Genomic DNA, 23206 nt, shown 5'->3' on the forward strand with positions numbered 1-23206 from the left:
TGTCCCCCCTCTCCCCAAAACAAGACGGAAAACCAACCATCCCCGATCGGCGTTTACGGCGCGGCATTGAGGATGAAATGATACTATATATTTTAGATAAATATAAGTTCTTTGTTAAAACCAACTATTTAGTAAGCTCGTTGGCTGGTATTGGTACTGTTTTTGAGTTAATTCTCTTGGAATGCATCTTTGCCCAGCAAGTTTGCAGCTTATTAAAGGTAACTGTACTTATAATCATTGCCATCATCAATAAAATCTTTCTTCATTACGAACCGTTAAATTAAAGAAGCCATGCTAAAAACCTTGTTGGGCGACCCCAACGCTCGTAAACTAAAAAAATACCAGCCATCCATTACTGAAGTTAACCTTTTAGAGGAAGAAATTAAAGTTCTTTCTGATGAGGAACTCAAGGGTAAAACAGCAGAATTTAAACAGCGTCTTAAGAAAGGCGAAACCCTCGATGATATCTTACCAGAAGCTTTCGCAGTTACTAGGGAAGCTGCCAGACGAGTTCTAGGAATGCGTCACTTTGACGTGCAGCTATTAGGTGGGATGATTCTGCACAAAGGACAAATTGCGGAAATGAAAACCGGGGAAGGAAAAACCCTGGTTGCAACATTGCCTAGTTATTTAAATGCTTTAACTGGAAAAGGTGTACACGTCATTACCGTTAACGATTACTTAGCACGTCGTGATGCCGAGTGGATGGGACAGGTACATCGTTTCCTGGGATTGACTGTAGGACTAATTCAGTCCAGCATGACTCCCGTAGAACGGAAGAAGAATTATGACTGTGATATTACCTACGTTACCAACAGTGAAATCGGTTTCGACTACCTGCGGGATAACATGGCTACTTCAATGGCGGATGTTGTACAGCGTCCGTTCAACTATTGTGTAATTGACGAAGTAGATTCGATTTTAATTGACGAAGCCAGAACTCCCTTGATTATTTCTGGTCAAGTAGAAAGACCGACCGAGAAATATGTCAAAGCTTCTCAAATTGCCCTAGCCTTGCTTAACGAAGAAGATTACGAAGTAGACGAAAAAGCTCGTAACGTACTTTTAACCGATGAAGGTTTTCAGAAAGCAGAACAGTTATTAGAAGTAAACGATTTATTTGACCCCGAAGACCCTTGGGCGCATTTTATATTTAATGCGATCAAAACCAAGGAACTGTTTTTGCAAGACGTAAACTACATTCTTCGTAACGGGGAAGTGGTAATTGTCGATGAATCTACTGGTCGGGTATTACCGGGAAGACGTTGGAGTGACGGTTTACACCAAGCAATTGAAGCCAAAGAAGGTGTAGAAATTCAGCCGGAAACCCAAACCTTAGCTTCGATTACCTATCAAAACTTATTTTTGCTATATCCCAAATTGGGTGGAATGACCGGAACCGCAAAAACAGAAGAAGTCGAATTTGAAAAGATTTACAAATTAGAAGTAGCCGTAATTCCTACCAACCGTATCAGGCAACGTCACGATATGGCTGATATGGTATTTAAAACAGAAGTTGGTAAATGGCAAGCAATTTCTAAAGAATGTGCTGAAATGCACGAAACTGGTAGACCAGTTTTGGTCGGAACCACAAGCGTAGAAAAATCAGAATTACTCAGCAAACTGTTGAAAGAGATTAGCATTCCCCACGAATTGCTCAACGCAAGACCCGAAAATGTGGAACGGGAAGCCGAAATTGTCGCTCAAGCCGGACGTGGGGCAATGGTAACTATCGCCACCAACATGGCTGGTAGAGGTACTGATATTATCTTAGGTGGTAACGCCGAATATATGGCGCGTTTAAAAGTTCGGGAATACTTAATGCCCCGGATTGTGAAGCCAGAAGACGAAGATGTATTTTCACCTCATAGAGCAACTTTACCTTCTGTAACGGGTGGAGGACAAGGTTTTACTCCTGGGAAAAAAGTGAAAACCTGGAAAGCTTCCCCGAAAGTATTTCCTACGAATATAAGTAAAGAAGCCGAAGATATTCTTAAAGAAGCAGTAGAAGCTGCTGTCAAAGAATATGGTGAACGCAACTTATCTGAACTCGAAGCCGAAGATAAAATCGCCATAGCAGCCGAAAAAGCACCAACAGAAGACCCCGTAATTCAGAAAATGCGGCAAGCATACAACCGCGTTAAAGAAGAATACGAAGCATTCACCGACCAAGAACACGACAAGATTATTTCCTTGGGTGGATTGCACGTAATTGGTACCGAACGTCACGAATCCCGGCGGATTGACAACCAGTTGCGCGGACGTGCTGGAAGACAAGGAGACCCAGGTTCTACCCGGTTTTTCCTCAGTTTAGAAGACAACTTAATGCGGATATTCGGTGGCGATCGCGTTGCTGGTTTAATGAATATGTTCCGTGTAGAGGAAGATATGCCTATCGAATCGGGTATGTTAACTCGCAGTTTGGAAGGAGCGCAGAAAAAAGTCGAAACCTACTATTACGACATTCGTAAGCAGGTTTTTGAGTATGACGAAGTAATGAATAATCAGCGTCGGGCAATTTATGCCGAACGTCGTCGAGTATTAGAAGGACAAGATTTGAAAGAACAGGTAATTAAATATGCCGAAAAAACGATGGATGACATCGTGGATTATTACATCAACCCAGATTTACCATCGGAAGAATGGGAATTAGAAAAATTAGTTGATAAGGTCAAAGAATTCGTTTATCTGCTATCGGACGTACAGCCTTCACATTTAGAAGATATGTCCATGAGCGAAATCAAAGCCTTTTTACACGAGCAGGTTCGCATCGCTTACGACATGAAAGAAGCCGAAGTCGATCAAATTCAAGCCGGATTAATGCGTCAAGCAGAACGATTCTTTATTCTACAGCGGATTGATACCTTGTGGCGCGAGCATTTGCAGCAAATGGAAGCTTTAAGGGAGTCAGTAGGATTGCGTGGTTACGGTCAAAAAGACCCCTTAATTGAATATAAGAGCGAAGGTTACGAACTATTCTTGGATATGATGACAAACATCCGCCGCGACGTAGTTTACTCCTTATTCATGTTTCAACCACAGCCACAACCTACAGTAGAAGCATCGCAGATGGTCTAGCGATTTTGGATTTTAGATTTTGGATTTTGGATTGTAGGAATATTTAGGAACCGGGTTTTATTGAACACCCGGTTTTTTTTGAGATTTTGTCTTGTTTCAAAGAAAAAGGCTCAATTGATCGGCAAATCCGGGACAAGGAATCAACTTGCATGGTTAAGTGAAGAATCCGCTTTACTCCTCTCCAAGCAATTCACCAAAATACCCATTATTTTGCCCAAGTTATCGATATAATACTCTTGATTGTCAATATAAACGGTTTTTTCTTCTAACTTTAGAAACAACCAGGAAGTTCCAGTTGTAACTACTCCATAAATCGTTGACACGTCATTATCTTGCTTTTTGTTAAAAATTTGTGCTGCTACCATTTCAGCTACGCACTGTCCTATTCCATTAATAATTAAATCGTTTTTAGCTTCAACTAATATGATAACAGGAGAACTTATTGCGTACATTTCCGTACTCAACGCGATCAAAAAATCAACATAACCAGTTAAGCCTAAAGAAATATCAACATTAAAAAGGCTCCCAGAAAATAAACTGATTTTTCTTGAAAGAATTTTTCTAATTTCTACCAATATTGGAATTACCAATAATTCAGACTTGGCTTTTTCTGTACTTATTGCTCTCGCTAGTGGCAGGTATTCTTCTAATAATTCGACTAATAAAGCAGAAGGCTCTATGCTGCTGACATCTTTAAACAAGTTCTCTGACTCGATTGTGACTAGATCGAAGTCCTTCTTAGCTTTACTTAAAGTGAAGTTATTGTACGCCATAATGAACTACCCTGCCGTAAGACGGACGGGGTTTTTACAATAAAATAATAAATATGATGAGTATATCAGGAATAAAAATTATCTTAGTAGAACCAGCCGGACCATTAAATGTCGGTTCCATAGCGCGGGTGATGAAAAACTTTGCATTTAAACAACTGGTTTTAGTTAACCCACAATGCGATTATTTGGGGGAGGAAGCAATGAGAATGGCAGTTCATGCCAAAGACGTTTTAGAAACAGCAGTATCCGTGCCTACATTACCCCAAGCACTAGAGGGATGCAAAAGAGCGATCGCCACAACAGCCAGAAGCCGCGATTTTAAAAGTCCCCTACAAACACCTCGCGAAGTATTACCTTGGTTGTTAGAAGCATCCGCACAACCAGCAGCATTAATTTTCGGTAGAGAAGATCGGGGATTAAGCAACGGAGAATTAAACTACGCTCAAAAATTTATGCGTATTCCCACTGATGCTGGATATGCATCATTAAACTTGGCTTCCGCTGTCGCAATTAGCTGTTACGAACTAGCACAGAGTCAAGGACATACCGTTGAAACTAATGCGGATGATAACGAACTCGCATCATTAGAGGTTGTCGAAGCATATTATAAACAGTTAGAATCACTACTGCTGTCTATTGAGTACCTTTATCCTCATACAGCTACCAGTCGCATGGAAAAATTTCGGCAATTGTATAATCGCGCTCAACTACAGAACCAAGAAGTCGCAATGCTCAGAGGTATTTTACGACAAATGCAGTGGGCGCTAACACAACCCGGAAAGTTATAAAAAGTGATGAATGAATATTAATCATGTGCGCTATTACTCCCCAAAAGTAAGAATAATAGCTTAGACTATACACAAAAATGCGACAAAGAATGATTTGACTTGGGGATTAGTACCGGATTTACAGAGTAAGTGGGTTAGAAGGAGTAACTGTGTCAGGTTATAAATTTACAGATGGACGACGACAACCCACAAAGCGTCGTCAAAAAGTACGTAAAGTTCAAAAGTTAGAAAACGGTAAAGTCAAAATAATCGGTACACGTTCGCCAACTATTGGTGAGACAGTTTCGCGTACAGTAGTAAATTCCTCCTCAAACACCGCGAAACCTCCCCGCAAGCGACAAGTCGAATCACCAGCAGAAACTTGGTTGAGAAAAAGAAATGCATCTCAAGCAGCATCTAATGGGATGAAATCGGCGGCTGCAAATGGCAAGATTCCACCCTTAAAATTTAAAAAACGGGTGACTAAAAGAGTTAAAGTATCTAATAAAACTCGCTTGAAACCGATGGCGAGAACCATGCTTTACATATTGCGCTTATTAATTGTAGGAGTCGGCATTGGCGCAATTGTTGGTACATTATTATCAGTATTAGACCCAGCGACTCAGGTTACTACAGCCAAATCATCGAATGTAGAACAAAATCAACCTGCATCTGCTGCGAATAATCAAGTCTATTTAACCCAAGAAATAATTCCTCTCAAAAGCGCCATTCAAAGTCTTACAGGTACTACCCCAGATTTAATTCCCGGAGTTTTTATTGCCGATTTGGATACGGGTAATTACGTAGATTCAAATGCTAATAGTGTATTCCCAGCCGCTAGTACAATAAAATTACCCATACTTGTTGCCTTTTTCCAAGATGTAGATGCAGGAAAAATTCAGCTAAACGAAATGCTGGTTATGCAGCAAGGAATGGTTGCAGAAGGTTCCGGTGATATGCGGACTCAACCAGTAGGAAGCAAATTCACGGCATTGGAAGTTTCGACCAAAATGATGGTAATCAGCGATAATACCGCCACAAATATGTTAATCGATCGCTTAGGTGGAATAGAAGCCTTAAATCAAAGATTTCGCAGTTGGGGATTAACAGCTACAGTACTCCGCAATCAATTACCCGACATAGAAGGAACTAATACCACCAGTCCCAAAGAATTAGGACAGGTAATGGCAATGGTGAGTAAAGGACAATTAGTTACAAACACCGGATCTCGCGATCGTATACTTGATATCATGCGCCACAACCAGAGACGGCACCTATTACCCACAGGTTTGGGTGCAGGAGCAGAAATTGCCAACAAAACGGGTTATATTGGCGCAATGTTGGGGGATGTCGGTTTAATTGATTTACCCACAGGAAAGCGCTATATTGCCGCAGTTATGGTAAAGCGTCCTAGAAACGATCCTCGTGCAGAAACTTTAATTACATCTGTATCTCGTTTAACCTATCAATACTTTAACCAACCGGCTGCCATGACCGGAACACCTGGTACTAACGTTCTTCCTCCAAGCGGTAATTCACCTTACTTGAACAATCCAACTAGCAAAACAAACTCTTATCAGCCACCGCAAATGAATACAGTTCCCAGCGGTATAAATAATCAAATACCTACAACAACTTATCCGCAGAATGGGTACAATTCACAATATTATTATCCTTATCAAAATCAAAATCAAAGATAGAAACCGCGACGCTTAGGTTGAGAAGTCAGGCTTTTAGAATCCGTATCTGTAACAAGTGCAACGACTAGTACCCCACGGCGTAAATAAAGTACCCATTGTTTTAATAGAACTAACCCAATGGTCAGAAGTCGGGTTTTTAGAACAAGTATCTGTAATACGCGCAACTGGTAGTATAAAAAGCCGACTTGTCACTGAGGCATTTATCCTATTTGAGCAGTAGCGATCGCCACTATTACCATAAGCCTAATACTGTTATTCATACTACATTACTCACATTATTCTTTTTTTCAGATGTCTATGATGCTCAATTCTTAACTCCTAACTCCTCACTCCTAACTCCTAACTTTATATCCCTCGGTACGGGATTCCACAAACACCAAATCAAGCAATAGTTACTAAATTAGAAATAGATATAATAAAATCTTTGTTTCTCACACATACATCTATCTATGACCGCAAAAGTTGCAATTTCAGATAATCCTTTGCTCAAATGTTCGGGTTTACCTCCTTTCACCGAAATCAAACCGGAACACGTAGAACCGGCTTTAAATCAATTACTTTCGGAATTAAATGAAGAACTAACTCAATTAGAAGCCGATGTAAAACCCACTTGGAGCAGTTTGGTAGAACCTTTAGAACGGATAACCGAACGTTTGACTTGGAGTTGGGGAATAGTAAGTCATTTGATGGGAGTAAAAAATAGCCCGGAGTTACGTCAAGCTTATGAAACCGCACAACCTGAAATAGTACAGTTTTCCAACCGACTTAGCCAAAGTAAACCCATTTATAACGGTTTCAAAGCCTTGCGAGAAGGTGATATTTGGAACACTTTGGATTCAGCACAGCAGCGAATAGTTGAATCCGCGATCCGCGATGCTGAACTAGCTGGTATTGGTTTGGAAGGTGAAGCGCAAGAACGTTTCAACGCAATTCAAATGGAAATGGCGGAAATTTCCACAAAGTTCTCAAATCATGTTTTGGATGCAACAAAAGCTTTTAATTTAACGTTAGTCGAGCCGGAAGAAGTTGCAGGTTTACCTCCAAGCTGGCTGAGTTTAGCAGCGCAAACAGCACGAGATGCGGGTGAAGAAAAGGCAACTCCCGAACATGGCCCTTGGCGCGTAACTTTGGATTTTCCCAGCTATTATCCTTTCATGCAGCACAGCAAGCGGCAAGATTTACGCGAAACATTATATAAAGCTTTTATCTCTCGTGCATCTTCGGGTGAGTTGGATAATAGACCAATAATTAAACGTATTTTGGAATTAAGGCAGGAATTAGCTGAGTTACTCGGTTATAAAAACTATGCAGAAGTCAGTTTAGCGAGTAAAATGGCTCCCAATGTAGAAGCAGTAGATAAACTTTTGGAAGAATTGCGTCTTACCAGTTACGATGCTGCTCAAAGAGAATTGGAAGAACTTAAAGAATTTGCAGCCGCTAAAAATGCCCCAGAAGCTAAAGATTTAAAAAATTGGGACATCAGCTTTTGGTCGGAACGTCAGAGAGAAGAGAAGTTTGATTTTACACAAGAAGAATTGCGTCCTTATTTTCCGCTTCCGCAAGTTCTCGATGGTTTATTCGGTTTGGTAAAACGCTTGTTCAACGTCTTTGTTACTCCCGCAGACGGACAAGCTCCAATATGGCATGAAGATGTCCGCTATTTCCAAATAGCTGATGAAACGGGTAGTGCGATCGCCTACTTCTATTTAGATCCTTATAGCCGTCCGGCAGAAAAACGCGGTGGTGCATGGATGGATACCTGTCTTAATCGTCGTAAAATTGAGACAAATGGTAAAACTGATATCCAGTTACCAGTGGCGTATTTGATCTGCAACCAAACCCCCCCGGTAGATGATAAGCCGAGTTTAATGACCTTTACGGAAGTAGAAACCTTGTTCCACGAATTCGGTCACGGTTTGCAGCATATGCTGACTAAGATTGATTATCCTAGTGCTGCCGGTATTAATAACGTCGAATGGGATGCCGTAGAATTACCCAGCCAGTTTATGGAAAATTGGTGTTACGAACGTCCGACTTTAATGGGAATGGCAAAGCATTATGAAACCGACGAACCGCTACCGGAACATTATTATCAGAAACTTGTAGCAGCACGCAACTATATGAGTGGTAGTGGGATGTTGCGTCAATTGCACTTTAGCCTGCTCGATATAGAATTACATTACCGTTATCGTCCCGGTGGTGATGAAACTCCCGATGATGTTCGCGATCGCATTGCCAAGAATACAACTATATTGCCACCCATCCCCGAAGATAATTTTCTCTGTGCGTTTGGACACATTTTTTCTGGCGGATATGCCGCAGGTTACTACAGCTACAAGTGGGCTGAAGTATTGAGTGCAGATGCTTTTGCTGCATTTGAAGAAGCCGGATTAGAAGACGAAGAAGCAATAAAAGCTACAGGTAAACGTTACCGCGACACCGTACTTGCTCTCGGAGGTAGCAAGCACCCGATGGAAGTATTTCAATCTTTCCGGGGTAGGGAACCAAGTACCGAACCTTTACTCAAGCACAATGGTTTGAAAAGTGCTGCTTAGGCGATGGTAAATTGTTGAGTTATAGCGCTTTTCGGCACCCCTCTCCTTGCTAAGGAGAGGGGATGGGGGTGAGGTTTTTGTATTCGATTCAACTGAAAACCGCTATAGCTATACACAAATTACTAAATTTTGCTCAGCATTATCTTTGTTTGCATCTACACCATGCTTTTGTGCATAAGCTAAAAGTTCCTGCGTCCATTCCGTGAAAATTTGAAATATTTTCTCGACTATATAAAAAGCTTGTTGACGTTGCGAATCTGTAAGTTTTATCGTCGCTACAAAACTTTCTGCTTCTGGTGTACGCATTGCGTGTCCAGTTTCTACTCGTAAATGTGCATCACCAAAATAGAAATAATCTGTTTTAGAAATTGCTTGTAGTTCGGAAGCAACTTGTGTTGAGTTATTAAAAAAGATATGACCAATAGACTCCAGTGCTTCAATAACTAATAATTTAATTATCGGAGCAGCTTGATAACTACATTTAGCAATTTGATAAGTTATTTGACGAGTGATTTTGGTTTCTTCACCCCAAATAAATCTTAGTCCTTGAGTGAAATTGATATTAGAGCTTAATCCAAGTTTTTCAATGTCCCTGAGATACCAAGACCAATGTTCTTCATCTTCATATGCGTGTTGGTTAATGATATGCTGAATTTGATTAACGGGTTGATGTTCCAAAAATACATATTTGTTTAAGTCGCTAAAACTCATAATAAAATGAGCCATACAAGGAGCAAAACTCAATCTTTGACTAGGGCTTAACTTTTGGTCTTGCATAAAAGCAAATAAAGGTAGCCTCGTAAATTCTTGCTTCTTACTTTCGATGATAGTTAATATCTCTAGCATAAGAATTTCCCTCCAATTTTTCTATTTTTTGTCGAGCTTAGTTGCAACATTTAGATGTAATTTTTATTGTGCGATCAATGACAGCTAATAACTAAATTAATCGTAGTTATTAGCCATGAATAAATCCTATACGTAGACTTTTGCAGAATCTTCTATTTCCTTATGTACTTCTAACTCTGCATTTTGCTTTTGTGCATAAGCAAGCAGTTCGTGAGTCCATTCGGTAAAAATGCTAAACACTTTTTCAACTACTTCATAAGCCTGTTGACGCTGCGAATCAGTCAGTTGGAGTGTTGCGAGTAAATCTTCTCCCCCTGGTGTACCCATAGCGTGTCCGCTTTCGAGATTGAAATGAAAATCGCCAAAATAGATGTAATTTTGACCAGTGATTTCAGTTAGTTCGGAAGCAACTAGTGATGTTCTAGAAAATAAGACATTTCCTGTGGCTTCTATTGCTTCTATCGCTACAATTTTGATAATAGGTTCTGCTTCCAAGAGATATGCAGACAATTGATAAGATAGCTGACGAGAAACTTTGCTCTGTTCGCTCCAAAGGTATCTTAATACCTGAGTAAAGTTCATTTGTGGATTAAATCCGAGCTTTTCTAAGTCAGTTACAAACCAGGGCCAGTGATGGTCATCTTCATAAGTATGTTCGTTAATAATATCTTGAATTTTACTATTCACTTGCTTCTCTCGAAACACATATTTATTCAAGTCACCAAAACTCATAATAAAATGTGCGATACAAGGTGCAAAACTCAATCTTTGTCTTGGATCAATTGTTTTATCTTCTAAAAACGAAAACAAAGGCAACTTAGCATACTCTTGATTCTTTTCTGCGATTAAAGACAATATTTCTTGCATTGAAATTGATTCCTGTGCTAGCTGTTATCAAGTTATAAGTGCAGTGAGAGTTAAGTTTTCTAAGGCTTAACTTTCTCGAATTGAAACGGATAATGCAACTCTGATAACTCAGCATCAAAACTTTCGCTTTCAAATGCCTACTGCAATAATTTTCACCAAACAACTTTTAAATTAAAGATAGTAGCTGGTGAGAGGTTATTGTTTTTCGCTCTACAACTAATTTAAATCATTGCTTCTACTTTGCCAGTGGTAAAAACTCAGGAATTAGATTTATTTAGATAAATTAATTTGAAGTACGAATAAATTGAATACTTTACGTAAAAGTATTTATATTTTCAAACAAATAAATGAAATAACAATAAAGATATTCAAATATTTGTAAACTTTACATAATGTTATACACTAGATGAGACAGATAGAAGTACTTAATTATTTTTTATTTTTTATTTTCATTAATGCTTTAACTATTTATTAAATCTATAAACTTAAATTTACGTTACTTTTACTGTTTCAACGTGTAATCGATAAAATATAAATCATTATATCTATAAACTTAACCAAAGTCATTGAATCAACTATGGGGCATTAAATTTTATGATTATCGGCATTATCACTGGTTTTTATCAATAAAAATATTTAGATCCGAGTTTGTACTAATGTCATTAATATTTTGATGATTTAAGTTAAATCATTATCACAAGTGTATTGAATATTGGTTCTACATAGTTTTCCTTTTTAAACAGGAAGATAATGCATTTTTATGCTGCTGGGTTATCAGGTTGCACGATTAATTTAAGTACAAAATATTTAATGTACCTATTTCTTGATAATCGTTAGCAATATAGGAAGACAAAATTTATGACAGACTTGATGGCATTTGGACAACAGCAAGCAAACCAAGATGAAAAGAATATTTGGTTGTCAGCAGGGAAGCCACAATTCGCTGTACCGACGTGTGATGATGGATTGCTTTGGGAAACCTGGATGTCTATGCTTCACTTTCCGACATTAACAGTTGCAGATGAGTTAGGATTGTTTCCTTTAATCGCAGAAGCACCCAAGACAGCATTCCAGGTACGCGAAAGTCTTTATTTAAGCGAACGTGCTACTGAAGCTCTTTTAGGAGTAATGACCTCATTAGGCTATTTAGTTCAGCAAAATGGTAAATTCAATCTGACGCAAGTCTCTCGTAACTTTTTACTTCCTCAAAGCCCTTGTTACTGGGGTGGAATGCTGAAACTAATGGCGAATAATCCCCTATCCCATTCTGTATTATTAGAAGCTTTGACAAATGATAGATCGAGCGTTTACCAGGAACAAGATGTTTGGGAAGCTCACGAAGTAGAAGTTGAGAAAGCCAAGCTATTTACTGGTGCTATGCAAAGTATGACAATGCCTGGTGCTTTAGGTCTTGCAAATCACGGTAACTTCACAGGAATAAAACGTCTGCTTGATGTTGGAGGCGGTTCTGCTGCTGTTTCCGTTGCTTTAGCTCAACGCTATCCTCAAATGCAATGTACGATTCTGGATTTACCAGTGGTATGTGAAATTGCGTCCAGTTATATTTCTAAGGCCGGATTATCAAATCGAATAGATACATACTCTGCTAACTTCTTTACCGATGCTTTTCCCACTAATTACGATGCTATTTTATTTAGTAATATTTTTCATGATTGGGGGTATGAAAAATGCCAGCATTTAGCAAAGAGTAGTTTTGAAGCATTACCCAAAGGTGGTCGCATTTATCTACATGAAATGCTTTTGAACGATACAAAAGATGCACCAATAGCAGCAACCTCATACTCAATGTGTATGATTTGGTGGACTCAAGGTAAGCAATATACAGCTAGTGAAGTCAATCAGCTTTTACAAGAAGTAGGATTTGTAGATATTTCGATAACTTCAACTCACTCTTATTTTTCATTAGTCTGCGCGACCAAACCATAAATTCTTCGCAAACTTATTACAAGAGAAACTACTCTATCTGCCTATAGGATGGGGTAGTTCATTTATTTGTAAGTAATTTCGCATAAATAAACCGGCATTATGTAACAAAATGTAAATTAGATTCAAAGCTTTACCCCTACTGCCTATTCCCTATTCCCTTGTCAACCTACTTATCCTACTTTTAACTATTTTCTGGCTGAGTAATCGGAATTTCGATGATAAATTCACTACCTTGTCCCGGTTCGCTAAAGCAGTGTAGCTGACCACGGTGTCTATCAACAATAATTTGATAACTGATTGATAACCCCAAACCAGTTCCCACACCAACAGGTTTAGTAGTAAAAAATGGATCGAACAAACGTCGCTGCACTTCTGGAGTAATTCCCGTACCATTATCTGCAATGTGTATAACAAGGCGATCGCTCTCGATCATTTCTGTGGTAATTGTAATTCTAGGAGCAGAGACTTGACCTTTGCGTATTCCTTCTTCGATCGCATCAATAGCATTAGCAATCAAATTCATAAATACTTGATTAAGCTGTCCGGCAAAGCAAACAACTTTAGGTAAGTTAGCGTACTGCTTAATTAGCTCAATTCCATTGTGTTCCTGCTTGGGTTTAAAGCGATGTTGCAGAATCATCAAGGTACTTTCAATGCCTTCATGAATATCTACCGTTTTCATCTCGGCTTCGTCAAGACGGGAAAAAGTCCTCAAAGATTGCACAATTGCTCGAATCCTTTCAGCCCCCACCATCATCGACTTCATTAATTTAGGTAAATCCGAAACCAAGAAATCTATATCTACAGCTTCCATTTCTTTTTCTATTTCCGGAGTTGGTTGAGGATATTCTTGCTCGTACAGTTTAAGTAAACCCAATATGTCCTCAGCATAATTACCAGCATGGATTAAATTACCATAGATAAAATTAACAGGGTTGTTGATTTCGTGAGCGACTCCAGCTACTAGCTGACCCAAACCAGACATTTTTTCACTTTGTACCAACTGAGATTGAGTTTTCTGGAGTTGTTGCAGCGTTTGTTCGATTTTTTGAGCTTGTTTTTGAGCATTTAGTGCAGTTTGCTGAGTTTCGGCATACAGATCGGCTTGGTTAATCGCGATCGCAAGTTGATCTACCACTGCTTGCAGTAATTCCACTTCACTATCAGTCCAAGGACGAGTTTCTGCCCAATGACCGCAAACAATTACGCCAATTTTACCGGAGCGGGTCTGAATTGGTAGCACAATTTCTGATTTAATTCCTAAAGATTCTAAGAATTTCCGGTGTACTGGTTCTTCACATTTGCTTGCGTCGTCTATTTGTAATATTTCTTGTTTTAAAAATAGTTCTGTCACCGAGCCGACTTTATCTATAGAATGACGACCGAGCAAACTAGGTAAACTGTTATTTTTTGATTCTTTAATCGTTTCCCAGATTGGAGGTTCGGCATTTGGTTCAAACCACGAGAAGCTACAGCGATCAATATTTAATAAATACTTAATCTCATTAATCGCCGTTTCCAACACTGTATCTATATCAAGAGTATTACGGATTTGACTAGCAAGACTATTAAGTAATTTTTCTCGACTAGCTAGCTTTCGATACCGTGCTTCTGACTGTTTTACTGCTTCTTCGGCTTGTTTACGGTCTGTAATATCTCGCCAAACTGTGTAAAATACCTCTTCCCCATTTAAAGGAATAGCGGTTAATTGAACTTCAAGAGGCAGATCTCGACCATCTATACGACGAATCGTCCACTCAAAACGATGACCTCCGTTAGCAAAGGCAATTTCCGTCAACTGTCTTTGTTTATCAAAGGAAGATATTCCATCAGGTTGAAATTCTGGAGAAATCGCTGATGGTGCCATACGCATTAATTGCGCTCTGCTAGTACAGCCCATCATCTCTGCTGCTGCTTGATTGCAGTCAAAGAAAACCTGACCATTATACAACAGAATTCCATCTGCGGATTTTTCAAACAAAGAACGGAATTTTTCTTCGCTTTGTTTTAGCCCATCTTCTGCTTGCTTCAATTCCGTGATATCCATCATCATCCCATCCCAAACAACATCGCCGTTAGCTTGCTTGGACGGTCGGGAGTGTCCTTGCAACCATTTCAGTCCTGATGAAGTGAGAATTCGCCACTCTTGCTTCCAAGGTTCTAAGGTTTGAGCAGAAACTGCTATTGTTTGTTTCAAAAGTTGCAGGTCATCGGGATGGGTTTTATCAAAACTGCTATTCACATCTTGCTGAATTTGTTCCGGTTCTAATTCAAAAAGGTGATAACAACCAGGACTTACATAAGAGAAATCGCTGGTACCATCTGGACGCAGTACATATTGATAAATCATTCCTGGAATATTCGCCGCTAACTTTTCAAACCGTGCTTCTGCTTGTTGTCTTCCGGCAATTTGGGCTTGCAGTTGTTCGTTAGCTTTTTCTAGTTCTGCGGTGCGATACTGTACCTTGGTTTCTAAATCTTCCTGATGTTGACGTAACTGTTCTTCAACTTTAATTCTGTCGCTGATATCAATCATCAGTCCACCCCAGAGAATATCACCATCTGGTAGTGTGGACGGTCGCAATATGCAGCGAACCCACTGACATTTACCGCTGAGTGTAATCATTCTCCCCTCCCACAGCCACGGCAACAATGTATCCGCCGAAAGCTTCATTGAATCTAAGTAGGATTCCTTATCCTCCGGATGAATCAAATCTAAGAAAAAGTCGGAATTTTGTTTTACCTTTATAGGTTCTATTTCGAGAAACTTGCGACAACCAGAACTCATGTAAGGAAATGACATTTCGCCATTTGTACCCAGTTGAAACTGGTAAATTACTCCCGGTAGATTCGCAGCTAGGTTACGGAAACGTTTTTCGTTGGCTGTTAATGCTTCCTCGCAAAGCATTTGTTCGGTAACTTTCTGTGAGGAAAAGATAATTCCACCAATTTCACCATTGCTTTCGTTCCAGGGACGACATTCCCATTCGATCCACTCCAACTCACCATCAACACGCACAATTTTGTCAGCTTCACAACTTGCGATCGCCCCTGCTAAACAACGTTGATGAATTATCTGCCATTTCTGTGAAGTTTGGGGAAATATTTCGTAATAACAGCGACCGATTGAAGATTCACTATCCAAGCCATAATCTGTCAACCACTTATGACTTGCCGCTATTAAGCACATTTGAGTGTCAAACATCGCCACAGCTATAGGTGTATGCTCCAGAAACACTTGAAATAAGTGGGAACTATTTTCTGAGTTTACGTGCAGATGCATATTAGTGACTGGTAGATACGTTGATAAACGCACTTGATACAATTGAAAATGGAAGTTTAGGGAATGCCACTCAATATAACCAGTCGCTAGATAGATCAGCTTCCGAATTTTCTCTTAATTTCTATTAAATAGCTTTTGTATTTAATAGAAATTACGCAGTCACAATCCACGGCATTTATGTGACTCGAAGCCTGTTTACAATTAAAAGTTGTTTTTAATCAAAAGTAACCAAAATATTCAGAAATATTAACGCCAATATCACCTATAAAAATAAGCAGGGAAATCAAACTTTAATTCTATAATAGCAAATCTAACTTTTTATACTTTACAAATAATGCATATAATAGCAAATTAGACTATAATATTTTACTAAAATTTATATATATATATTTTTTTATTGCTTATCTTTACAATATTTTACTTAGTTATAATTAACTTTATTAAACATAGATTACGACTAATAAATTTCATAATTATTCGTTAAGTAAATAGTGCAGAATTGGAAGTAGGCTTAAATAATTAGGCTTAAATAATACGGAACCAAAGTTATAACTTCAAATAATCAGGTTCGGATATACACAACCGTCCTTTATCCTTGGTCATTTGTCTAATTCGGTTTGGAGCAAATAGCACAGGAAAATCGAGCGAGGCGGTGAAAACTCAAGCTAAGCAATAAAAAGATGTCCCTATGATGCAAAACATTTTGCTAGCTGTCTCAGGATTGGGACACGCGGAAGAAATGCTTAAACTGATGGGGGAAATACCATCAATTCAACGAGCGAAAATTACCGTTTTGCACGTTGTTCCTCCACAAACCACCGCCGAAGCAATGACAGCGAAGTGGGAAGAAGGTGGCAGAATTTTAGTTAGCGCTATTCAAAAGTTGCAGCTAAATCCCAATCAAGTTAATTCCGTGCTGCGTCAAGGTGAACCTAAAGATGTCGTTTGTCAAGTAGCGAATGAAATCGATGCTGACTTGATTATTATGGGTTCGAGAGGACTCCAGCGCTTGCAATCAATTTTGGCTAATTCAGTCAGTCAATATGTTTTTCAATTGTCTTCTCGTCCCATGTTGCTGGTTAAAGATGACATTTATGTCAAAAGAATTAACCGAATTATGGTGGCGATCGACAAATCCGATGCGTCAAAATACTGTTTAGACTTGGCTTTGTTCCTGCTTCGGGATATTCCCGGTGGTGAGTTGATCTTAACTCACGTCATGACTGACTTAAAGAGTCCATCGGCGGAAACTGCTCAAGTTAACGCCGAAAAACATCCTATTTTAGCCGCAGCAGTCGCGGAAGCCCAAAAACAAGGTGTCAAGACTCGTAGTATACTCAGCATTGGCAAACCGGGCGAGAAAATTTGTAGCTTGGCTTCTGAGATGAACGTAGACTTATTATTACTCGGTTCTCCAGACCGTCGTCCAACAATAGCTAAGAATTTTGTAGATTTAGACAAACTTTTAGGTACTTCGCTATCTGATTATGTCAGAATTAATGCTACCTGTCCGGTTTTATTAGCGCGGACTGCCGCAGCTTAGATTATTCACTATAGATTTCGCGGTTGATAAATAAAACCCCTACACTTTCGGTGCCGGGGTTTTTTCTTGCAAAAAATTCAGTAATTAAATGAATATCTAGGTATCTTTTCTTCCGCCTTCGCGGCTAACGGTTAGGGTGTAAAGTCCGATTAAAAAAACTGTGGGAACTAGTACGAACAAAATGCTCGCAATGAATCCCAAATCATTAGTTTGCATAGTTATATTTCCCCTCGGATTGATTTGCAGCCAATACTTTTAGGATAACATTACTGATGCCGGTGGCTAACTAATATCAAGGCTTGGTCACTACACTTACGGAACCGTTCACTAGGGTTTGACAAGCAAGACGGTAATTATCCGGCTTTTTTTTCAACATTTTGCTTTCTGCATCCGTCCGAGGTGAGAGATTTTCTATTCCTTCAGTTATCTCTACAATACAGGTTCCACACTGACCTGCACCTCCACAATTCACCATTTTTCCCCATGCTTTATAGATATCAATGCCGTTTTGCATGGCTTTCAATCGCAAATTCGCACCATCAGCCGCAATTACTTCTTTATTTTCTTTAACAAAATTAATGTTACCCATAGCTAATACCTGATTAATTATTACCCTAACAACGAAGACTGGATCTATTTCTTAATTTATTACAAAAAGTTAAGAAATATCAAATTTAGCAAAGAAACTATTGTAAAAAAAATAAGACAGACTTTATCAGCCTGTCTTCAAAAAAATATTTATAGGTCAACTTATTTGAAACCTACAGCAGCTTGCCAAACAAAAGCTAACAACAAGAAGAAAACAGGAATAATTGGCAGAACATCTACCAAAGGGTCAAAAATTTGATAAGCTTCCGGCAATTTCGCTAATAATAGTGCTACTTCCATTTTTGTTTAAATCCAAGTATCCAACACAGTTTTCATAATTGAGAAATATCTTAACACGATTGCGTAATAGGGAGTAGGGTTGGGATAACTAAGAAATATTTAGTTATTGAGTTGAATCTAATTTATCTAATTATGTTTTTAAGCTTTGAAGGGAATTTCAATTATAAATTCGGTTCCCTTACCTAATTGCGATAATACGCTTAATTTTCCGTCAGGAGTTTCTTCGATTAAAGTTTGTGTGAATTATTTGTCGCTGCTATTTCAACCAATGACCGAATTCTGTGATAAAGCTATCGTTGAGTATACTTGAACGAATCTTCTGGGTAAACCTAATCAACTCGGTAATATTGTGAATGCTCAATAAGGTATAAGCCAAAATCTCTTGAGCGCGGATCAGATGCGATAAATAAGCGCGAGTAAAGTTTTGACAAGTGTAGCAAGGACAAGTTTCATCGAGGGGAGTAAAATCTTCGCGAAACTTGGCATTTTTGACATTCCATCTTTCCCCTTGCACCATTGCCGTACCGTGTCTGGCCCAGCGAGTGGGAATTACGCAATCAAATAAGTCTACACCAGAAGCGATCGCCACTACCATTTCTTGATGGGTACCCACTCCCATTAAATAACGCGGCTTTTCTACAGGTAATAAGGGTGCGGTTTGTCGGACAATTTCGTGAATTAATTCTGGCTCCTCCCCGACACTGACACCACCAATCGCGTATCCCGGTAAATCCAGCTTAGTTAAAGCATTTGCCGCTGAAGCGCGTAAATCGGCGTAAATCCCCCCCTGCACAATGCCAAATAACGCTTGCTCGCTGCTATTATGGGCTTCTACACATCTCAACAACCAGCGGTAAGTGCGATCGGTTGCAGCTTTCACTTCTTCGCGGTTAGCTGTTGCTGGGGGACATTCATCAAATGCCATGATTACATCAGCACCTAAAATATTTTGAATTTCTATTGATTTTTCTGGCGTTAAATTAATAATTTGCCCATCATGAGGCGAGCGAAAAGTTACTCCTTCTTCAGTAATTTTCCGCATCTCGCTTAAACTGAAAACCTGGAAACCACCGGAATCAGTAAGCATCGGTTTATCCCAACCCATGAACTTATGCAGTCCACCTCCCCCTGCTACAATCGCCTCGCCCGGTTGTAAATGGAGATGATAGGTATTTGATAACACCATCTGCGCTCCAGTATCCTTTAATTGCGCTGGAGTCATAGTTTTAACGTTTGCCAGCGTTCCTACCGGCATAAAACGCGGGGTTTCAACCACACCATGAGGTGTAGTAAATATCCCAGCACGAGCTGAAGTGTTGCTACAGTTAGCAAGGGTGTGAAATGAAAAATTTACGCTCAAAATGAAGAAAACCGAGACAGTTCTATTAATGATTTAACTTATTAAATCAAATTTAGAACATATCGGAACAATCATCATCAATTTCTGCATCCCATTTAGCCGATAGTACCTGTTCCATCATCGCTTCAATGGCACTGGTATTCCAACAACGCTCTTGTCGTTCCTGCATTGGAGTAGAAAGGGGAATCAACCGCAAGCGCATCCCTTCCTGAACTAAATCCAAGCAGGTTTCCTTTTCTGCTGACTGATTAAGCTCCAAATAATCGAAACTATAAACGTTTAAATAAAGAGCATGATTGGCGACTAATGTAGAGCGTCGGGGATTTGCGAAAACTTCCATTACATCCCCTTCTCCCGAAGCACACACCTCACCATCTTGGGTGTAAGCATAGCGGACGCGACCTACATCCGCCAGCAATCGTCGTATATCAAGTTTATTTACGATGACACCTGTGTTGACGATGCACGGAGCTAGTATTTTGGCAGAAGGTAGATGGTGATTCATAATCAAATAGCTTTTTGAGCAAAGGTGAAGTACAACATTATGGCCTGCATAACCAATGACTCAGCGGTTATCTATGCCCTGCCCTGTAATATATAAATATATAAATATCAGATTTTGGAGGCAATCGCTAAAACTCGCTGACATTAATCGTTAGCCTTTTTTTTCAAAGTACACAAAACACTACCACCGATTAAAATGCAATTTTTCCTGATTCATGGAAATGTGATAAATATTACTAAATAATATTTTGCTACTTAGATAAGCATAACAAATTTTTTGGCTCAGTTTCTCATACAAGTAAATCTTATTTCAACTTTTAAAATTTGATACTGTTATTTGTGCGGGAATCATGAGTGTCATTATTTCAGCTTTACTTAAGTAATTAATTTGACTTCTATGAATCATCAGTATCAGTGGTGTAGGAATCAAGTTTTAAATACAATAGCGAGTATTATATTTTACACTTCTATCCCAATGCCGTATGTAGAAAATTTAAAGTTTGATGAGGTGGCGCGGTTTGCTCCAGCAATAGGGCTGATAATTGGGGGAATCTTAGGATTATTTGATATTGTAGCTAATTTTTTGGGAATACCCGTATTTACTCGCGGGGTATTAGTGGTTGCAAGCTGGATTGCGATTACCGGAGGGCTGCATCTTGATGGAGCAATGGATACAGCCGATGGGTTAGCAGTGATGGATAAAGAGCGACGCTTGGAGGTAATGAGCGATAGCGCGACAGGAGCCTTTGGAGCAATGACAGCAATTGTTTTGGTCTTGCTTAAAACAGCTGCATTAATAGACATACAAGAAAATCGTTGGTTGATATTGATGGCTGCTTGTGGATGGGGACGCTGGGGACAGATATTAGCGATCGCTAGATATGATTACCTCAAACCAACTGGTAAAGGTGCGTTTCACAAACAAGCCATTCGTTCCTACAAAGATGTTGTACCTTCATTAATACTGTTATTAAGTTTGAGCGGCTTAACGTTGTTGCTCGATCGCCATTATTTATTATTAGCAATCGCGATCACGCTTGTAGGAAGTACGCTTGCTTTTCTCACAGGTGCTTGGTTCAATCACAAATTAGGTGGGCATACGGGGGACACCTACGGCGCAGTTGTAGAATGGACTGAAGCATTTTTCCTTTGCGCGATGACGATGATATAGGTTAAAGGTCAAAGGTCAAAGGTGTAATAACTCCGGTGGTTCTAACTCCGGTGGTCCTAACTCCTACTTAACCGGCTTTAACCGCGTTACTTTCAGCTTAAAACTGCCGATTCCGGTTTCCCCAAAAGAACGAACCCTAACAATGTAAGTTCCGGCTTTGGTGACACGGGTGAAAAGTAGGGAATTGCTGCTACCATCGGGACCATCATCATTTTCCGCGATAGTGGAACCATCGGGAGCAAGCAGCGTAATGATACTGTCAAAGCTATCTGAAGAGAGGTCGATCGCTAAATTATCTCCTTTTGTTAAAGTCACCAGATAATCGCGAGCAAAACCACCTTCTCCCGTGGGAATATCTTTATCGGATAGCGCATCAGAAATTTCGTAAGTGTTGGGTAAAGGTATTGGATTATAAAATTTATTAGCTTGTTTATTTGTCTGAGCAAAAGCTGTTGTACTTAAACTCAATGCCATTAACGTAGCAGGAATCAACCCAAATTTTCCCAAACCCAGCGTTTTAGACTTACTCATGGTTGTAAGTAGTTTTCCTGTAAAAATAATCTTAATTTTGACTAATTATAATTTCCCGCAGGCAATCTTGTTTATGAATTCTTTATATAGTTAGCCTTGGAGGGAACTGCAACGACCGCAACTCCTGAAACTATAATTCCATTTTTACTCAAAGTTTCTATAGCAGACTTGACGGTAGTACCCGTAGTGTAGATGTCATCAACTAACACTACCGGAACATCGGTCGGATAGCGAAAATCCGTTCCTAACTCAAAAGCTTGAATTAAAGTTTCTTTTCGCTCCGTTGGTGATAATCCAAACAGTGCCTTAGTCGCTTTTACCCTTTGCAATCCGTTTAATTTTAATTTTAGCCCAGTTGTTTGACAAAAGCTTCGGGCAATCAGCGCCGCTTGGTTGAAACCTCGTTCTTTTTGTTTTTCGGGGTGCATCGGAATCGGAACTACTATAAAAGAACGGTCAGAACCGTAATTTTGCAGCCATACTTCCCCCAACCATTCACCCAGAGGACGAGCAATTTCGGGATGATTGTCATACTTCATCGTCGCGATCGCACGTTTGAGAACTCCACCATAAGCACCCCAAGCAATTACTGGTGGAGAATTGTCATTACCACGATTCGAGTCAGTTAAACAACATTTTTGTAACTGTTTATGACAATATTCACAAAAATCTTGTGAAGCAGGACGCTGACATAAAGGACAATTTGATTGTAAAAAAAGATTAAGAAAACTTTTCCAAATTGGCATTTTTATATTTTGGGAATGGGAAGGAGATGGGGAGATGGGGAGATGGGGAGATGGGGAGACAAGGGGACAAGGAGAAAAATAACTCTTTTAATCTAAAATCTAAAATCCAAAATCTAAAATCTTATAACTCCTAACTCCTAACTCCTAACTCCTAACCCTTTTACGTAAACTCGATCGCAGCGTTCTGTTTCTATTCCTGTTGCAGGTTCATAGCCGTTGTTTTCATAAAGATTGACAGCTTCACTGAGAACGCTAGCTGTTTCAATCCAAATTTGTTGGAAACCACGGCAGCTAATCGCCGCTTCTAATTGTTGTAACAAATATTTCCCCAATCCAAAACCTCTTGCTTTGGGCAATAAATACATTTTGCGTATTTCTACAGCATTTTCGCCGCGTTCAATGGGGTAGTAAGCGCCCGTACCTACAACTTCACCCTGATATTCGATTACCCAAAATTCGCCACCCTTACTTAAGTAAAACTCTTCTACTTCCAACACATCTCGATCCGCACCATCTGGTTCCCAACCCAAACCGTACTCCGATAATACAGAGCGAATTACCCCAGCCGCAAAATTGCGATCGCAAGGTTTCCATTCACGAATCAAAAAATCTCGAAAATAAAGACTAAGCATAATGAGTTAGGAGTT

At 39.5% G+C, this 23206-nt stretch carries 20 protein-coding genes; 8 read left to right on the plus strand and 12 right to left on the minus strand.

Features of this window, described 5'->3' with window-relative positions; genetic code table 11:
- Window positions 1–284, plus strand: a 284-nt coding sequence (locus tag VB797_RS01590) for a hypothetical protein (RefSeq protein ID WP_323235870.1), incomplete at its 5' end; no start/stop codon positions are given.
- A gap of 7 nt (window positions 285–291) precedes the next feature.
- Window positions 292–3078, plus strand: a complete 2787-nt coding sequence (gene secA, locus VB797_RS01595; protein ID WP_323235871.1) for a preprotein translocase subunit SecA — start codon at window positions 292–294, stop codon at window positions 3076–3078.
- Window positions 3079–3218: 140 nt separating this feature from the next.
- Here secA and VB797_RS01600 read toward each other — a convergent pair whose 3' ends face one another.
- Window positions 3219–3851, minus strand: coding sequence for a hypothetical protein (locus tag VB797_RS01600; RefSeq protein ID WP_323235872.1), 633 nt, complete (start codon window positions 3849–3851; stop codon window positions 3219–3221).
- Window positions 3852–3907: 56 nt separating this feature from the next.
- Between VB797_RS01600 and VB797_RS01605 the strand changes: the two genes are divergently transcribed.
- The 3 genes from VB797_RS01605 to VB797_RS01615 all read left to right on the plus strand — a co-directional run bounded on the left by VB797_RS01605 (window position 3908) and on the right by VB797_RS01615 (window position 8873).
- Complete coding sequence (locus VB797_RS01605) at window positions 3908–4639, plus strand: RNA methyltransferase (protein WP_323235997.1); 732 nt, start codon at window positions 3908–3910, stop codon at window positions 4637–4639.
- A 149-nt stretch (window positions 4640–4788) separates the two neighbouring features.
- Window positions 4789–6318: a serine hydrolase gene (locus tag VB797_RS01610; protein WP_323235873.1), complete on the plus strand. Its 1530-nt coding sequence runs from the start codon at window positions 4789–4791 to the stop codon at window positions 6316–6318.
- Between the two features lie 449 nt (window positions 6319–6767).
- Complete coding sequence (locus VB797_RS01615; protein ID WP_323235874.1) at window positions 6768–8873, plus strand: M3 family metallopeptidase; 2106 nt, start codon at window positions 6768–6770, stop codon at window positions 8871–8873.
- A gap of 108 nt (window positions 8874–8981) precedes the next feature.
- Here VB797_RS01615 and VB797_RS01620 read toward each other — a convergent pair whose 3' ends face one another.
- Together VB797_RS01620 and VB797_RS01625 are read right to left on the minus strand one after the other, a co-directional pair.
- Complete coding sequence (locus VB797_RS01620; RefSeq protein ID WP_323235875.1) at window positions 8982–9719, minus strand: hypothetical protein; 738 nt, start codon at window positions 9717–9719, stop codon at window positions 8982–8984.
- A 126-nt stretch (window positions 9720–9845) separates the two neighbouring features.
- Window positions 9846–10586, minus strand: a complete 741-nt coding sequence (locus VB797_RS01625; protein ID WP_323235876.1) for a hypothetical protein — start codon at window positions 10584–10586, stop codon at window positions 9846–9848.
- Window positions 10587–11444: 858 nt separating this feature from the next.
- On the opposite strand from VB797_RS01625, the gene VB797_RS01630 reads away from it, so the two are divergent.
- Window positions 11445–12533, plus strand: a complete 1089-nt coding sequence (locus tag VB797_RS01630; protein WP_323235877.1) for a methyltransferase — start codon at window positions 11445–11447, stop codon at window positions 12531–12533.
- 181 nt (window positions 12534–12714) lie between these two features.
- On the opposite strand, the gene VB797_RS01635 is transcribed toward VB797_RS01630, so the two are convergent.
- Window positions 12715–15816: a PAS domain S-box protein gene (locus VB797_RS01635; protein ID WP_323235878.1), complete on the minus strand. Its 3102-nt coding sequence runs from the start codon at window positions 15814–15816 to the stop codon at window positions 12715–12717.
- A 688-nt stretch (window positions 15817–16504) separates the two neighbouring features.
- Between VB797_RS01635 and VB797_RS01640 the strand changes: the two genes are divergently transcribed.
- The gene (locus VB797_RS01640; protein WP_323235879.1) at window positions 16505–17359 is read left to right on the plus strand and encodes a universal stress protein; all 855 of its coding nucleotides are present in this window, start codon (window positions 16505–16507) and stop codon (window positions 17357–17359) included.
- Window positions 17360–17455: 96 nt separating this feature from the next.
- Here VB797_RS01640 and psbM read toward each other — a convergent pair whose 3' ends face one another.
- From psbM to VB797_RS01665, 5 genes are all read right to left on the minus strand, one after another.
- Window positions 17456–17575: a photosystem II reaction center protein PsbM gene (gene psbM / locus VB797_RS01645; protein WP_193915686.1), complete on the minus strand. Its 120-nt coding sequence runs from the start codon at window positions 17573–17575 to the stop codon at window positions 17456–17458.
- 76 nt (window positions 17576–17651) lie between these two features.
- Window positions 17652–17948 carry a 2Fe-2S iron-sulfur cluster-binding protein gene (locus VB797_RS01650; protein ID WP_323235880.1) on the minus strand — a complete coding sequence of 99 codons (297 nt, stop codon included), beginning with the start codon at window positions 17946–17948 and terminating at the stop codon, window positions 17652–17654.
- Between the two features lie 161 nt (window positions 17949–18109).
- Window positions 18110–18247, minus strand: coding sequence for a photosystem II reaction center protein K (locus VB797_RS01655; RefSeq protein ID WP_193915692.1), 138 nt, complete (start codon window positions 18245–18247; stop codon window positions 18110–18112).
- Between the two features lie 256 nt (window positions 18248–18503).
- Complete coding sequence (gene tgt / locus VB797_RS01660; RefSeq protein WP_323235881.1) at window positions 18504–19607, minus strand: tRNA guanosine(34) transglycosylase Tgt; 1104 nt, start codon at window positions 19605–19607, stop codon at window positions 18504–18506.
- A gap of 52 nt (window positions 19608–19659) precedes the next feature.
- Entirely contained in the window at window positions 19660–20112 is a 453-nt protein-coding gene (locus tag VB797_RS01665) for a hypothetical protein (protein WP_323235882.1), read from the minus strand.
- A gap of 396 nt (window positions 20113–20508) precedes the next feature.
- Between VB797_RS01665 and cobS the strand changes: the two genes are divergently transcribed.
- Window positions 20509–21282: an adenosylcobinamide-GDP ribazoletransferase gene (gene cobS / locus VB797_RS01670; RefSeq protein ID WP_323235883.1), complete on the plus strand. Its 774-nt coding sequence runs from the start codon at window positions 20509–20511 to the stop codon at window positions 21280–21282.
- A 63-nt stretch (window positions 21283–21345) separates the two neighbouring features.
- Here the strand turns inward: cobS and VB797_RS01675 are convergent, their stop codons facing one another.
- From VB797_RS01675 to VB797_RS01685, 3 genes are all read right to left on the minus strand, one after another.
- Window positions 21346–21756, minus strand: a complete 411-nt coding sequence (locus tag VB797_RS01675; RefSeq protein ID WP_416350831.1) for a PPC domain-containing protein — start codon at window positions 21754–21756, stop codon at window positions 21346–21348.
- Window positions 21757–21884: 128 nt separating this feature from the next.
- Window positions 21885–22559, minus strand: coding sequence for a ComF family protein (locus VB797_RS01680; RefSeq protein ID WP_323235885.1), 675 nt, complete (start codon window positions 22557–22559; stop codon window positions 21885–21887).
- 137 nt (window positions 22560–22696) lie between these two features.
- Window positions 22697–23191, minus strand: coding sequence for a GNAT family N-acetyltransferase (locus VB797_RS01685; protein WP_323235886.1), 495 nt, complete (start codon window positions 23189–23191; stop codon window positions 22697–22699).
- Between the last annotated feature and the right edge of the window lie 15 nt (window positions 23192–23206).

The organism is Rivularia sp. UHCC 0363, assembly GCF_034931125.1.
In the GTDB taxonomy this organism is placed as follows: domain Bacteria; phylum Cyanobacteriota; class Cyanobacteriia; order Cyanobacteriales; family Nostocaceae; genus Rivularia.